This is a genomic window from Stenotrophomonas sp. AS1 (genome assembly GCF_048957655.1).
In the GTDB taxonomy this organism is placed as follows: Bacteria; Pseudomonadota; Gammaproteobacteria; order Xanthomonadales; family Xanthomonadaceae; genus Stenotrophomonas; species Stenotrophomonas bentonitica_A.
Genome location: NZ_JARVXM010000010.1, coordinates 238,235 through 253,249, shown reverse-complemented (window position 1 = coordinate 253,249; position 15,015 = coordinate 238,235). Strand labels below are relative to the sequence as shown.

At 64.7% G+C, this 15,015-nt stretch carries 10 protein-coding genes and 3 tRNA genes; 5 read left to right on the top strand and 8 right to left on the bottom strand.

Annotated elements, in window-relative coordinates; genetic code table 11:
• Nucleotides 1-92 precede the first annotated feature (92 nt).
• The 3 genes from rlmB to rnr form a co-directional block, all read right to left on the bottom strand.
• Nucleotides 93-857, bottom strand: a complete 765-nt coding sequence (rlmB, locus tag PV764_RS20020; RefSeq protein WP_421117402.1) for a 23S rRNA (guanosine(2251)-2'-O)-methyltransferase RlmB — start codon at nucleotides 855-857, stop codon at nucleotides 93-95.
• Between the two features lie 96 nt (nucleotides 858-953).
• Complete coding sequence (locus PV764_RS20015) at nucleotides 954-1,430, bottom strand: GFA family protein (protein WP_019184368.1); 477 nt, start codon at nucleotides 1,428-1,430, stop codon at nucleotides 954-956.
• Nucleotides 1,431-1,546: 116 nt separating this feature from the next.
• A complete protein-coding gene (gene rnr / locus PV764_RS20010) occupies nucleotides 1,547-4,015 on the bottom strand; it encodes a ribonuclease R (protein WP_046272031.1) in 2,469 nt (822 codons plus the stop codon).
• Between the two features lie 128 nt (nucleotides 4,016-4,143).
• Here rnr and PV764_RS20005 point away from each other — a divergent pair.
• The 3 genes from PV764_RS20005 (at nucleotide 4,144) to PV764_RS19995 (ending at nucleotide 4,787) form a co-directional block, all read left to right on the top strand.
• Nucleotides 4,144-4,230, top strand: a tRNA-Leu gene (locus tag PV764_RS20005).
• A gap of 175 nt (nucleotides 4,231-4,405) precedes the next feature.
• Nucleotides 4,406-4,492: transfer RNA gene (locus PV764_RS20000), tRNA-Leu, on the top strand.
• A gap of 208 nt (nucleotides 4,493-4,700) precedes the next feature.
• Nucleotides 4,701-4,787 (top strand) — tRNA-Leu (locus PV764_RS19995).
• A 154-nt stretch (nucleotides 4,788-4,941) separates the two neighbouring features.
• Here PV764_RS19995 and PV764_RS19990 read toward each other — a convergent pair.
• Genes PV764_RS19990 through PV764_RS19975 form a run of 4 tightly spaced genes read right to left on the bottom strand, consistent with a single transcriptional unit; the run spans nucleotide 4,942 to nucleotide 9,647 of the window.
• The gene (locus tag PV764_RS19990) at nucleotides 4,942-6,513 is read right to left on the bottom strand and encodes a DHA2 family efflux MFS transporter permease subunit (RefSeq protein WP_019184370.1); all 1,572 of its coding nucleotides are present in this window, start codon (nucleotides 6,511-6,513) and stop codon (nucleotides 4,942-4,944) included.
• Between the two features lie 7 nt (nucleotides 6,514-6,520).
• Nucleotides 6,521-7,702, bottom strand: coding sequence for a multidrug efflux MFS transporter periplasmic adaptor subunit EmrA (gene emrA / locus PV764_RS19985; RefSeq protein WP_046272032.1), 1,182 nt, complete (start codon nucleotides 7,700-7,702; stop codon nucleotides 6,521-6,523).
• Between the two features lie 11 nt (nucleotides 7,703-7,713).
• Nucleotides 7,714-9,198: an efflux transporter outer membrane subunit gene (locus PV764_RS19980; RefSeq protein WP_019184372.1), complete on the bottom strand. Its 1,485-nt coding sequence runs from the start codon at nucleotides 9,196-9,198 to the stop codon at nucleotides 7,714-7,716.
• A 5-nt stretch (nucleotides 9,199-9,203) separates the two neighbouring features.
• Nucleotides 9,204-9,647 carry a MarR family winged helix-turn-helix transcriptional regulator gene (locus PV764_RS19975; RefSeq protein ID WP_019184373.1) on the bottom strand — a complete coding sequence of 148 codons (444 nt, stop codon included), beginning with the start codon at nucleotides 9,645-9,647 and terminating at the stop codon, nucleotides 9,204-9,206.
• Nucleotides 9,648-9,790: 143 nt separating this feature from the next.
• Here PV764_RS19975 and PV764_RS19970 point away from each other — a divergent pair, with 143 nt between their 5' ends.
• A complete protein-coding gene (locus tag PV764_RS19970; protein ID WP_019184374.1) occupies nucleotides 9,791-10,669 on the top strand; it encodes an AraC family transcriptional regulator in 879 nt (292 codons plus the stop codon).
• A gap of 58 nt (nucleotides 10,670-10,727) precedes the next feature.
• Entirely contained in the window at nucleotides 10,728-12,971 is a 2,244-nt protein-coding gene (parC, locus tag PV764_RS19965; protein ID WP_046272035.1) for a DNA topoisomerase IV subunit A, read from the top strand.
• Between the two features lie 553 nt (nucleotides 12,972-13,524).
• Here parC and PV764_RS19960 read toward each other — a convergent pair.
• Nucleotides 13,525-14,847: a hypothetical protein gene (locus PV764_RS19960; protein ID WP_421117401.1), complete on the bottom strand. Its 1,323-nt coding sequence runs from the start codon at nucleotides 14,845-14,847 to the stop codon at nucleotides 13,525-13,527.
• Nucleotides 14,848-15,015: the final 168 nt, after the last annotated feature.

The following is a 15,015-nucleotide window of genomic DNA, read 5'->3' as shown; positions in this document are numbered from 1 at the left end:
CGACCGTTGGTCGGCTGCTCTACGCGGCAGGACGGCAGCCGACCAACGGTCGGCTCTACGTGGGTGGGTCGGCAGCCGACCAACGGTCGGCTCTACCCCCCGCGCGTGGGGATTACACCGCGCTGGCGGACGGCCTCGAACAGGCTCACGCCGGTGGCGACGGAGACGTTCAGGCTCTCGATATCGCCCGGCATCGGAATCTTGACCAGGCCATCGCAGTTTTCACGGGTCAGGCGGCGCAGGCCGTCGGCTTCGCCACCCAGCACCAGCGCCACGTTGCCCTTGAGGTCGATTGCGTACAGCGACTCGGTGGCTTCACCGGCCAGGCCGTAGATCCACACGCCCAGCTTCTGCAGGTCCTTCAGGCAGCGCGAGAGGTTGGTCACCTGCACGACCGGGATGCGGTCGGCCGCGCCGGCCGAGGTCTTGCGCACGGTCGCGTTGACCGAGGCCGACTTGTCCTTGGGAATGATCACCGCCGTGGCACCGGCGGCCGCTGCGCTGCGCAGGCAGGCGCCGAGATTGTGCGGATCCTGCACTTCATCAAGGATCAGCAGCAGGGCCTTGCCCTCGGCCGCTTCGACCAGCCCTTCCAGTTCGTTCTCGCCCCAGGTCCGCGCGGCCTGGTAGCGCGCCGCCACGCCCTGGTGACGCACCGAACCGCCCACACCGTCCAGCGCCTGGGTGTTCACCTTGCGCACGTCGATGCCCTTGCGGCGTGCGTTTTCCTCGATCTCGGTCAGACGCGGATTCTTCGCACCGGCCTCGATGAGGACCTCGCGGACGTTCTCGGCATCATTCTCGATCGAAGAGGCGACGGCGTTGACGCCGACGATCCACTGGCTTTGCTTGCTCATTGCGGGGGGCGGGACCGGTAAAGGGGTTGGTAATGGTAGAGCATCAAGGCCCACCCTGCCCTGCCGGGCGTTCACGGGGGCGTTCACGGCCTGCCTTCAGCGGGGTGGCCAGTCGCTGGTGTCGTGGTCGGGGTGCTGGTGGGAAACGATATGCAGCAGGAAGTCGCCGGCCTCGGCATCCTCCTCGCTGCGCAACGCGCTCAGCGAGCCCAGGCGGTCCACGAAGGGCAGCTTGGCTTCGATCCCGTACTGGATCGTCGGCGGCAGGCGGGCCGGCTCGTCGAAAGCGCCCGCCGCGATCGCCACCCCATCCGGGGCTTCGTAGGTCAACGGGGTGCCACAGTCGGCGCAGAAGCCGCGCTGGACCATGTTGGAGGACTGGAAACGCCGGGGCTCGCCGCGGGTCCAGCGGAATTCGCTGCCACGCACCGATACCAGGGGGGCGTAGTACGCGCCGAACGCCTTCTGGCACATCCGGCAGTGGCAGATCGAGCTGTGGGTCAGCTCACCCACCACGTGGAAGCGGATCGCGCCGCACTGGCAGCCGCCGCTGTATTCGGGGAGGGACGGCATGGGATCGCTCCGACGGGGTCCGTGGGAAACACCATGCCACCCGCGGGGGCGGGTGGACGGTGTGCCGACCGACGGTCGGCACTACCGCGTACCGGCCGTGGGCCGGTACGCGTCGATCAGTACTTCTGTTTCTGGCGCTTGGCCGGCTGGCCGCGCGGCGGCAGCTCGGGCAGCGAATCGTCCTTCTCTTCGACCAGGCGGAAGTCGATCTTGCGCTCTTCCATGCTGGCCTTGAGCACCAGGATCCGCACCCGGTCGCCGAGACGGTAGATCTTGCCGCGGCGCTCGCCGTTGAGCGTCTTGCGCACCGCGTCGAACTGGTAATAGTCGTGCGGCAGCTGGGTCACGTGGACCAGGCCGTTGACCTTGGATTCGTCCAGTTCCACGAACAGGCCGAAGCTGGTCACGCCACTGATCACGCCATCGAACTGGCCACCGACGTGCTTTTCCATCCACGCGGCGCGGTAACGCTCGTCCACTTCGCGCTCGGCTTCATCGGCACGACGCGCACGCTCGGAGCATTGCAGCGCCAGTGCCGCCATCTCGCGCGGCGAGTAGGTGAACTTCTCCGGTGCGGCCCCGCTGAGCGCGTGCTTGATCGCACGGTGCACCAGCAGATCGGGGTAGCGGCGGATCGGCGAGGTGAAGTGCGCGTACGCATCCAGTGCCAGGCCGAAGTGGCCCAGGTTGTCCGGCGAATACACCGCCAGGCTCTGGCTGCGCAGCAGCACCGATTCCAGCAGTGCCGCGTCCGGTCGGTCGCGCACCTTCTTGAGCAGCTTGGTGAAATCGGCCGGCTGCACCTTCGACCACGGCGGCAGGCTCAGCTTGAATTCCTTCAGGAACTCGAGCAGGTCGGCGTACTTGGATTCCGGCGGGCGCTCATGGTCACGGAACGGCGCCGGCACGTGCTTGGCCAGCAGGTAGCGCGCAGCCTGCACGTTGGCCGCGATCATGCATTCTTCGATGAGCTTGTGCGCATCGTTGCGCACCATCATCCCGGCCTGGGTGACTTCGCCGGTGTTGTCCAGCACGAAGCGTACTTCGGAGGTTTCAAATTCGATCGCACCGCGGCGGGTACGGGCCTTGGCCAGCACGTGATACAGCTGGTACAGGCGATCCACCTGCGGCATCAGCGGACCGATCGCCTTGCGCGCGGCCGGGTCGTTCTCGCCCACCGCTTCCCAGACCTGGTTGTAGGTCAGGCGCGCGTGCGAGTTCATCACCGCTTCGTAGAAGCGCGAGTGGATGACCTCGCCCTCGCGGTTGACCTGCATGTCGCAGACGAAGCACATGCGGTCGACCTTGGGCATCAGCGAGCAGATGCCGTTGGACAGCGTCTCCGGCAGCATCGGCACCACGAAGCCCGGGAAGTAGACCGAGGTCGCGCGCTTCTGCGCTTCATCATCCAGCGGCGTACCAGGACGCACGTAGTTGGAAACATCGGCGATCGCCACGACCAGGCGGAAGCCTTCGGCATTCGGTTCGCAATAAACGGCGTCGTCGAAGTCCTTGGCATCCTCGCCATCGATGGTGACCAGCGGCGTGTTGCGCAGGTCTTCGCGATGGCCGATCTGTTCCGGGGTGACCACCATCGGCACTGCGGTGGCTTCAGCCAGCACTTCCGCCGGGAACTCGAACGGCAGTTCATGGCCGTGGATGGCGGTTTCCACCACCAGCGACGCGGTCAGCTTGTCACCAAGCACGGCGATGATGCGGCCGATCGGCGGGCGGCGGGTATCCGGCGCCTGGGTCAGCTCGCAGACCACCAGCTGGCCATCCCGGGCCTCGCCGGTCTGGTCGGGTGGGATCTGCACGTTGCGCTGCACGCGCTTGTCGTCGGGCACCACATAGTTGATGCCGAATTCGACGCTGAAGCGACCGATCAGGCGGCTCATGCCGCGCTCGAGCACACGCGAAATGCTCGCCTCGCGGCGGCCACGGCGATCGATGCCGGTCACGTTGACCAGCACGCGGTCGCCATGCAGCACCTTGCGCATTTCAAACGGCGGCAGGAACAGATCGTCGCCACCTTCGACCGGGCGGAGGAAGCCGAACCCTTCCGGGTTGGCGATCACCACGCCGGTGATCAGGTTGACCGCCTGCAGCGGCGCGAATCCGCCACGGCGGTTCTGCACCAGCTGGCCGTCACGGCACATCGCGCCCAGGCGCTTGCCCAGGGCATCTGCGCGGTCCGGCTCGGTCAGGCCGAGATGGATGGCGATCTCTTCGGCGGTCTGCGGGCCATCGCAGCGGTCGAGCAGCTGCAGGATCGCCTCGCGGCTGGCGATCGGCTGCGCATAGCGCTCGGCCTCGCGGGCGGCGAAGGGATCCAGCTGCACTTCACCGTCCAGCGGGGTGGGATGCGGGCGGCGGCGGGTCGGGATCGGCCCGGCGTGCGCGGGCTTGGGGCCCCGCTTGTTGCCACGCGGCGGCTCAGGAGTGTTCAGGGATTCGGGCATCCAGGGTGGCAGCTTGCCGGCCTTCTTGGCGGCAGCGCGGGGCTTGCCCGACGGACCGGCTGCCTTCTTGGGCGCCGGGGACTTGGGGGCTTTCGCGCCCTGGGTCGGTTTCTTTGGTTTCATTGACCTCAATAGTAACCGCTGCGGGTGTGCAGAACCGGTCAGCGGCACTGCCTGTGCAGGATTGTGAAGAAATTTCACAAAACCGTTGACAAGCCTCACGGACATGGCCAGAATTCGCCCCCTGAGTCGCCCAGGTGGCGGAATTGGTAGACGCACTAGCTTCAGGTGCTAGCGGGGGCAACTCCGTGGAGGTTCGAGTCCTCTCCTGGGCACCATGACTCGGAAAATGATCAAACCCGCGCAAGCGGGTTTTTTCGTTTCTGGCGTCCGCGCCACGCACGATTCGCGCGGGATGGACCGCGATGACGCTGCAATGCGTGGCAAATGAAATTTCCTGCGAAATCCTGTTGACACAATTCCGGATCTCCCGCAGAATTCTCCTCCTGAGTCGCCCAGGTGGCGGAATTGGTAGACGCACTAGCTTCAGGTGCTAGCGGGGGCAACTCCGTGGAGGTTCGAGTCCTCTCCTGGGCACCATGACTCAGAAAATGATCAAACCCGCGCAAGCGGGTTTTTTCGTTTCCGGGCGTCGGCGATGCGCGGCCCTGACCTGCGCCGACGCGCGACGCCCGATGGTCGCCGCATCGAACGTGCGATGACGCGACGAACGATCTGGCACGAAAAAATTTCCACCCGATCCTGTTGACACAATCACGCTTCTCCCGCAGAATTCTCCTCCTGAGTCGCCCAGGTGGCGGAATTGGTAGACGCACTAGCTTCAGGTGCTAGCGGGGGCAACTTCGTGGAGGTTCGAGTCCTCTCCTGGGCACCATGACTCGGAAAATGATCAAACCCGCGCAAGCGGGTTTTTTCGTTTCTGGCCGCCGCGCCCGGAAAGGCACGGAGCGCATTCCACGCTGGTCAGGAACCACAAAAAAACCCCGCCTTTCAGCGGGGTTTTTTCGTTTCAGCTTACCGCGAACACCTCAATGCCCACCGGCCGAGGCAGCACCCGCGCCTGCGCCGAACGGCGGCTTGGCAAGCCACAGGAAGGCGATGATGGCCAGGAAGATCCAGCCCAGCAGGAAGAAGATGTCGTTGAAGCCCATCTGCGACGCCTGGTGGTTGATCATGTTGTTGAGCGCGGCCGCGCCATGCTGCAAGTCGCCCTGCCCCATCGCGGTCACCTGGTCCTGCATGCCCGGGGTGTAGCCGGAGATGTGTTCGGTCAGATGCGCGTGGTGTTCCTGGGTACGGCGTGCCCACAACCACGTGGTCAGCGAGGCGGCGAAGCTGCCGCCCAGCGTGCGCAGGAAGGTGGCCAGGCCGGAGCCCGCGGCGATCTCGCGACCGTCCAGATCCGACAGCAGGATCTGCAGTACCGGCATGAAGAACAGCGCCACACCGATACCCATGATCAGCTGGATGCCGGCCACGTGGCCGAAGTCCACCTGCAGGTTGAACCCCGAGCGCAGGAAGCTGGTGAAGGACAGGAAGATGAAGGCGATCGTGGCCAGCATGCGCATGTCGAACCGCGAGGCGTACTTGCCCACGAACGGCGTCATGATCACCGGCAGCACGCCGATCGGCGCGGTCGCCAGACCGGCCCAGATCGCGGTGTAGCCCATGTCACGCTGCAGCCACTGCGGAATCAACAAGGCCACGCTGAAGAACGCCGCGTAGGCCACCACCATCGCCAGCGTACCGGCGCGGAAGTTGCGGTGCCGGAACAGGCGCAGGTCGACGATGGGATCCTTGTCGGTCAGTTCCCAGATCAGGAACACCGCCAACGCCACCACCGACACACAGGCCAGCACGATGATCTTGGTCGAACTGAACCAGTCTTCGTCGTTGCCCAGATCGAGCACCAGCTGCAGCGCGCCCACGCCGATCACCAGGGTGATCAGGCCGACGTAATCCATCTTCGGCTTTTCAACGTGCTCCGGGCGACCCTTGAGCTGGTTGCCCACCACCAGCGCGGCGAAAATGCCGAGCGGCACGTTGATCAGGAAGATCCATTCCCAACTGTAGTTGTCGGTGATCCAGCCGCCGAGGATCGGGCCGGCGATCGGCGCGACCACGGTGATCATCGCCAGCAACGCCAGCGCCTGCCCGCGTTTCTCACGCGGGTACAGCGAGACCAGCAGGCTCTGGGTGATCGGGTACATCGGGCCGGCGACGAAGCCCTGGATCGCACGCGACACCACCAGCATGCCCATGCTCTGGGCCAGCCCGCACAGCAGCGAGGCCAGGGTGAAGGCCAGCGTGGCCCATACGAACAGCTTGGTCTCGCCGAAACGGCGGCTGAGGTAACCGGTCAGCGGCAGCGCGATCGCGGTGCTGACCGCGAACGAGGTGATGACCCAGGTGGCCTGCTGCGAACTGGCACCGAGATTACCGGCGATGGTCGGCAACGAGACGTTGGCGATGGTAGTGTCCAGGACCTGCATGAACGAGGCCATCGCCAGCCCTGCGGTACACAGGGCGACGTTGGCCGGCCGGAAGGCCATGCCTGGCGCCGCGGGGGCGCCCGGCGCGGCGGGAGCTTGTGCGGACATGGTGGCCTCAGCTCGCCTTGGCCTGCTGCGGCAGGTTGCTCTGGATGATCTGGTGGATCACGTCGTCGGCGCTGTGCAGCTGCTTGGCGTAGACGTCGGTATCGAACACCTGGCCCTTGGCGGTTTCGGTCGGCAGCACGGTGCCCTTCTGGTCACGCAGGCTCACTTCGGCCTTGATCGACAGGCCGATGCGCAGCGGATGCTCGGCCAGCTGCTTGGCGTCGATGGCGATACGCACCGGCACGCGCTGCACGATCTTGATCCAGTTGCCGCTGGCATTCTGCGCCGGCAGCAGCGAGAACGCCGAGCCGGTGCCCAGGCCCAGGCTGTCGATGCGGCCCTTGTAGGTCACGTCGCCGCCGTACAGGTCCGAACGCAGTTCCACTTCCTGGCCCAGGCGCATGTGGCGCAACTGGGTTTCCTTGAAGTTCGCTTCCACCCACATCTGCTCGGTCGGCACCACGGCCATCAGGGCAGTGCCCGGCTGCACGCGCTGGCCGACCTGCACCGAACGACGCGCCACGTAACCAGTGACCGGTGCGACGATACCGGCGCGGGCATTGTTGAGGTACGCCTGGCGCAACTGCGCGGCGGCGGCCTGCACGTCCGGCTGGGTCGCGATCACGGTGTCATCCACCAGCGCATTGCTGCGCTCGAAGGTTTCGCGCGAGCCGGCCACGGCTGCTTCGGCAGCGGCCAGTTCGGTGCGGGCATGCGCCAGTTCTTCGTTGGAGATCGCGCCGGTGCTGGCCAGATCCTTGCGGCGGTTGAAGTCTTCGCGCACGCGCTTGAGGGTGACCTGGCGCGCGTTCAATTCGGCCTGCGCACCTTCTACGCTGCGGTACAGACCGCGCACCTGGCGGACCGTCTTGGCGAGGTTGGCTTCAGCCTGCTGCAGGGCGACTTCGGTATCGGCCGGGTCCAGCTGGACCAGCAACTGGCCGCGCTCGACCCGCATGCCGTCATCGGCATTGATCCCGACCACGGTGCCGCTGATCAGCGGGGTGATCTGGACCTGGTTGCCCTGCACGTAGGCATCGTCGGTTTCTTCGAACCAGCGGCCGAACATGAAGTACCACAGGGCCAACGCGGCCAACAGCAGCACCACGATGACCAGCAGGCCGCGCAGCAGCTTGCCGCGACGGGAGGGAGCTGCCTTCTCGGCAGCAGGAGCGGAGGTCTGACTCATGGGGATGACTCTCAGGAATGCGAGGATTCGGGGGTGGCGGCGACCGTGGCGGCATCGCTGGTCGGGGTGAAACCACCGCCCAACGCCTGGCTCAGGCGGACCGAAACAAGGATCTGGCGCGACTGCAGGTCGGCCAGCCGCTGCTGGGAGACCAGCAGCTGCTCTTCGACACTGAGCACGTCCAGGTAGCTGCCGATGCCGGCGCGGTAGCGCTGCTCGGCCAGGTCATGGGCGGCGCGTGCGGTGCTGACGGCCTGGGCCTGGGCACTGGCCTGGTCGGCCAGCGAATGCACCGCGTTGACCTGATCGGCGACGTCGCGCAGCGCGTTGACCACCGACTGGTTGTAGTCGGCCACGGCCAGGTCGTACTGCGCGTCGGTCTTGCCCAGGTTGGCGCGCAGGCGGCCACCGTCGAAGATCGGCAGGCTCAGCGCCGGGCCGAGGAAGGCGAATGTCGAGCCGCTCTTGAGCAGCTGGTCCACTTCACTGGAGACCACACCGCCAAGGGCGGTCAGATTGAGGCTGGGATAGAACTCGGCCTTGGCCGCATGGATCTGGCGGTTGGCCGCTTCCACGCGCCAACGCGCGGCGACGATGTCCGGGCGGCGGCCCAGCAGTTCGCTGGGCAGCACGCCGGGCAGCTGCAGCGCCAGCGGGTTCAACACTTGCGGGCGCTGGATCTGCAGCCCGCGGTCCGGGCCCTGCCCGACCAGCGCGGCGAGCGCGGTGCGCGCCTCGTCGATCTGCTGCTGTGCAGCCTGCTGCTGCTGTTGCGCGGCTGGAATGCGCGCTTCGGCCTGGCGGGTCTGCAGGTCGCTGTCGATGCCGGCAGCACGACGCTGGCGGGTCAGATCCAGGGTCTTCTGCGAACGTGCCAGTTCTTCGCTGGCCACGTCATGCAGCTTCCACGCGTAGCCCAGCTGCGCGTACGCCTCGGCGATGGCGGCAGAGAGGTTCAGGCGCGCGGCCTGGGCGTCCACTTCGGCGGCATGGCCGCTGTCCACGGCCGCTTCCCAGGCGGCGCGCTTGCCGCCCCACAGGTCGATGCCGTAGCTGAAGCTCAAGTAGGCCTGGCCACTGCCGGCATAGCTGCCACCCAGTTCGTCGCCAACCATCGATTCGGGCAGGCGCACACCGGTGTAGCCCCCGGAAGCAGAGAGGCTGGGCAGGCGTGCGGCACGCGCGGTACCGATCTGGGCACGCGCCTGGCGCAGGCGCGCATCGGCCGCCTCCAGGCCAGGATTGCGCTGCAGGCCTTCGGCGATCAGCGCATCGAGCTGGGGGTCGCCCAGCGCGCGCCACCAGTCGGTGGCCGGCCAGCCGGGCTGGCTCAGGCCGTTGGCGGCCAGGGTGCGCTGGGTCTGCAGGCTGTCGGCGTCGAGCAGGCGGCCCTGCGGCTCCAGGCCGCGGCTGCTGGCACACGCGGCCAGCGCAAGCGCCAGCGCGGAGACCAGCACCGGCCGCAGCGGGCGCAGTGAATGAGAGCGTTCAAACATGGAAGTCATGGCGTTACCAGTGAGTCGCGTACACGGGTCATGAGGGAAAGCAGCTGTGCGCGTTCGTCCGAAGACAGGTCACGCATGGCGTCGTCGATGGTCTGGTCGCCCCGCTGTTTGAGGCGGGCCCACAACTGGCGACCCGGCTCGGTCAGCACGATCTGCAGTGCCCGCCGGTCCTGGGCATGCGGTTCGCGCCGCACGCAGTCCAGGGCTTCCAGCTTGTCCAGCAGGCGGGTGACCGCGCTGGGCACCTGGTCCAGGGCCTGGGCCAACTCGTTGGCGGTACACGGGGCACGCGCCGCGAGCACCTTCAGGCCGAGGTAGTGGGTGAAGCCAATGCCGAGGTTTTCCTCGGCCATCGACGTGTCTAGCTGACGGACCAGTCCATCGCGCACTTGGCGCAGCAGGAGTCCGAAGCTGGGGGGATGGGCATCAGGGCAGATCATGGGTGAGCATTCTCTTCCAAAAAATATATTTCTCAATAGAAATATTTAATCTGGAACCAAATGCTGTGTTGCAGCAATCAGAACAATGGGCAGGCGGCTACCTTAATGGCGGCCTAGACTGGCCGGGTATTACAATCTGGACAATGGATAACACTTTCAGGCCAGAGCGGGAGACGGCCGCCACCCAGATGATCCGCAACCAGGTGCTGGATTGGTTCGAGCGGGATGACGGGCTGGGGGTACTCGGCTTCCGGATCGAAAGCGCCCGCGGGCTGGACCGGGAGATCGACTGGCACCGGCACCGGCGTGCCCAGCTGATCTGCGTGGAAGCCGGGCTGCTGACCGTCCGCACCCGGCACGGCACCTGGTCGCTGCCGCCCGGCTGCGCCGGCTGGATGCCGCCGGGCGAGCCGCACACGGTGGATATCTGCGGTCCCTTGCGCGGCTGGGGGGTGATCGTCAGCGCCGCGATGGCCCATGACCTGCCCGACGCGCCGTGCGTGGTGGCCATCTCCGATCTGCTGCAGGCGCTCGCGCTGCGCGTCACCGAATGGGTGCCGGCGGCCGCGCCCAGCCTGCGCCAGCAGCACATGATCGAGGTGCTGCTGGACGAGATCCGCAATGCCCCGCGCCAGCGCATGCACCTGCCGATGCCGCAGGACCGCCGCCTGCTGCGCATCGCCTCGCAGCTGATCGCCAACCCGGCCGATGGCCGCAGCCTGGACCAATGGGCGCAGTGGGCCGGCCTCTCGCCGCGTACACTGACCCGGCACTTCCGCGATGAAACCACGCTCAGCTTCGCGCAGTGGCGTCAGCAGGCCAGGCTGGCCGAGGGCCTGCGGCGCCTGTCCGATGGCCAGAGCGTGTCCGATATCGCGCACGAACTGGGGTTCAGCAGCCCCAGCGCCTTCGTCACGGTCTTCCGCCGCCACTTCGGCAGCCCGCCCGGGCGCTATCTGGCACGCAGTGGACACCCCCTGAACCCATCACGCGGCTTGGCATCCCCGGCCGCATCCGGATAATCGTCCGCCTGCGAGGGCGACAGCCGTCGCCGTCCCTTGCCACAGGTAACAATCCCGCATGACCGATCTTGCCCGCCCCGCGTTCCACGGCTTTGAACAGCTGCCCCTGCGCGAGTACGCCGAACGGGCGTACCTGGACTATTCGATGTACGTGGTGCTCGACCGCGCATTGCCGTTCCTCGGCGACGGTCTAAAGCCGGTGCAGCGCCGCATCATCTATGCGATGAGCGAGCTGGGCCTGAATGCCGCCTCCAAGCCGAAGAAGTCCGCGCGTACCGTCGGTGACGTGATCGGTAAATACCATCCGCACGGTGACAGCGCGTGCTACGAGGCGCTGGTGCTGATGGCCCAGCCGTTCTCGTACCGCTACCCGCTGATCGAAGGCCAGGGCAACTTTGGTTCGACCGACGATCCCAAGTCGTTCGCGGCGATGCGCTACACCGAGTCCAAGCTGACCCCGATCGCCGAAGTGCTGCTGGGCGAGATCAACCAGGGCACCACCGACTGGACCCCGAACTTCGACGGCACGCTGGAAGAGCCGACCTGGATGCCGGCGCGCCTGCCGCACCTGCTGCTCAACGGCACCACCGGCATCGCCGTGGGCATGGCTACCGACGTGCCGCCGCACAACCTCAACGAGATCGTCAGCGCGCTGCTGCACCTGCTCGACGACCCCGATGCGACGGTCGCCGAGCTGTGCGAGCACGTGAAGGGCCCGGATTACCCGAGCTTCGCCGAGATCATCACCCCGATCGCCGATCTGCGCACCATGTACGAAACCGGCTACGGCAGCGTGCGCGCGCGTTCCACCTTCCTGAAGGAGAACGGCAACATCGTGGTCAACGCGCTGCCGTTCCAGGTGTCGCCTTCGAAGGTGATCGAGCAGATCGCCGCGCAGATGCGCGCCAAGAAGCTGCCGTGGCTGGAGGACATCCGCGATGAGTCCGACCACGCCAACCCGGTGCGCGTGGTGCTGGTGCCGCGCTCCAACCGCGTGGACGCCGAACAGCTGATGGGCCACCTGTTCGCCACCACCGACCTGGAGCGCAGCTACCGGGTCAACCTCAACGTGATCGGCCTGGACGGCCGCCCGCAGGTCAAGAACCTCAAGACCCTGCTCAGCGAGTGGCTGCAGTTCCGTGGCACCACCGTGACCCGCCGCCTCAACCACCGCCTGCAGAAGGTCGAGCGCCGCCTGCACATGTTGGAAGGCCTGCTGGTGGCCTTCCTCAACCTGGATGAAGTGATCCACATCATCCGCACCGAGGATGAGCCCAAGCCGGCGCTGATCGCACGCTTCGGGCTGAGCGAGGAGCAGACCGAGTACATCCTGGACACCAAGCTGAAGCAGCTGGCGCGCCTGGAAGAGATGAAGATCCGTGGCGAGCAGGAGGAGCTGGCCAAGGAACGCGACAAGATCCTGGCCATCCTGGACAGCAAGGCCAAGCTGAAGAAGCTGATCCGCGATGAGCTGGTGGCGGACGCGAAGAAATTCGGCGATGACCGTCGCTCGCCGCTGGTGCAACGTGGCGCAGCGCAGGCCATCGACGAAACCGAGCTGGTGCCAAGCGAGCCGATGACGGTGGTGCTGTCGGAGAAGGGCTGGATCCGTGCGGCCAAGGGCCACGACATGGACCCGTCGACCCTGTCCTATCGCGATGGCGATGCGCTGCTGGGCTCGGTGCGGGCCCGCAGCACGCAGCAGGTGGCGTTCCTGGACAGCGAGGGCCGCGCGTATTCGACCCTGATCCACACCCTGCCCTCGGCACGCGGCAATGGCGAGCCCCTGACCGGTCGCTTCTCGCCGGCCCCGGGCAGCGCCTTCATGACCCTGGCCAGTGGCGAGAACAACACCCGCTTCGTGCTGGCCTCCACGCACGGCTACGGCTTCGTGACCCGCTTCGAGAACCTCACCGGCCGCAACAAGGCCGGCAAGGCGATGCTCAACCTGACCTCCGGCTCCAAGGTGCTGACCCCGGCCGTGGTCGCCAACCCGGAAACCGACCGCATCGTGGCGGTGACCAGCTCGGGCAACCTGCTGGCCATCGCCGCCAGCGACCTGCCGGAACTGGACAAGGGCAAGGGCAACAAGATCATCGACATCCCCAAGGCCAAGCTCGCCACCGAGCGCGTGGTCGCGGTGGTCTCGGTGGCGCCGGGCAACACGCTGCTGGTGCGCAGCGGCCAGCGCACGATGAACCTGTCGTTCAAGGATCTGGATACCTACCTGGGCACCCGCGCCACCCGTGGCCATCTGCTGCCGCGTGGCTGGCAGAAGGTGGAAGGGCTGGCGGTGGAGTAACGTTCCAGCGTCGACGTGAATCGGAACGGCCGGGGAAACCCGGCCGTTTTTTGTTCTTCTCCCAGCGAAGGGAGCGCCTGCGGTGCATTTTAGATCTGGTGGTGTCTCCGCTCGGGTCTACCGCGAACGTGAGGGGCCCCGTAGCGGCCGGCAGGCCCCTCGGCAAATGTCCCCCGGCCGCCGCCTGACGGCGACGGCCTCCTCCTTGATTTTGCCCAGGAGCCTGCCGGCCGCTACGGGGCTCGGCTCGCGGTACGCAGGCCGAAAACCAGGCTCTCCTTGCTGCCGCTGATGGCTCTCACACAGGCCGCTCCTGACCAGCTAAGAGCGCGCTTCATGCTTGCCAGGCAGATAGGGAAGAACCTTCTATTTCTGTCAGTCCCAAGTGGCAAGCGAACCAAGCTGAATTTTCATGCTGCCAAGACGCTTCGCGTCCCCGACATAGCCAAATCTAGAGGTGCGAGGCCTCAACCTCGACAAGGCATCTGAATATGAAGGGTTTAACCATTGAACTGTAAGCGGGCCCACCCGCCGGACCAGACTTAACCAAATGCTATGTCTGCTTTGTAATCTTCTGAACTTCCGAAAGGATCTTCAGGAGCTTCTCAGCCCCATCAAATTCACCTGCTTTATCTCGCGCGGCGTCAGCCTTGCCCTGCGTCCTAAGCGGGTTCGTATGAATCTCCGCCAGAACCGTCCTGATGTAGTGCGAATGATCGCTCTCAGCATCATTGTCCCTAGACATCTGCCCAGAGAATCCGACAATGGATTTCGACAGCACACTTTTGTATGCGTACTCTTCTGAAATGTTCGCCAGCTTTACGTACTGATGGGCGCAGAACCAAGCACCCGCAATAAGAATAGGAATCAAAGAAACCCGGCCCGCCACCACTGCAATTGTCACACTGGTATCCCATGTAATCCAGATACCAAGCGCAACTGCCAAGACGACCAGCACCCCGGCCACGATTATCCAAACCTTTCGTTGCGAGTCACTCTTCGTCTCATTGTATCGCTCGTTAAAAGCAGCACTAAGGCCTTCGGCGGTCTTGTAAGACAGTGCTGTTCTAGCCGACTCAATTATTCCGCGAGCATCTTCCTCAATTGCGCTCATCGCAGCTCGATGCTTCGTTAGCTCTTCCGTGAAAGCATCGGTCTTCACCTGCTGGTCAAGAAGCTGTGACTCTCTAACCGATACTTTCTTCAAGAACTCGTCTATCAGCTCTTTGTTCGAATTCGCACTGGCCTGAGACTCTTCCGCTGCGCTAGACGCCAACGATGCTGCCTTCTTGAACTGAGTAATCTCAGCTTCGCTGGCCGAAGCGGAGGACAAAACATCACCCAAAGATGTGCTCGCCGCGTCGATGTCTTTCAACCGCGCCCCACACTCGTCGAGCTTGACCGAGACGGCCGAGGACAATTCGAGCAATCTTGCCTGCTCATCGGCGATTTTCCTTCGCTCATCTTTGATGGCTGCAACCTGCAAGTGAAGAGCTTCCACTGCCAACTCGAGTTGCTCCCTAGTTTCGGGAGAGCCACGAAGCTGGAAAGGCCTTAGAGTTACCTTCAGCTCTTGGAGTACCACAGCAGCAGCCGACATTTGCTCTTCATGCAATGAAGATCTAAGCACATTCAGATTAGCCGCAATCGAACGCCTCTCTGTCATTGTCAAAAGCTTCAAGAGTCGCCCAGGCTTTTCGATCTGCCCGCGGATGTCAGTGACTAGAGCCCTGGATCCAACAACCAGAGACTTCGCAGTGAACTCGTGCTCCTCTCCGAATTTCTGTCCTTTGAACTTGGAGAGATCAACTGACTCTAGGACCTCTTCGAAGCCTGTCAAAGTGTCTTTGATGTCCTCAATGGTTTGCGCCTGCATGCCCCCCTCCCTGTATTTGACTCAGCGAGATTCTCAAATGCTCGCGAGTTGGTCAACGGAGCCGATTTTCATAACAATTGAAATTGTCCTATCTGCTGTAGAACCAAAGAACTGTCCTATCCAAACAAAATGAAAAAAGCCGGGGATTTCCCGGCTTTTTTCCGCGTC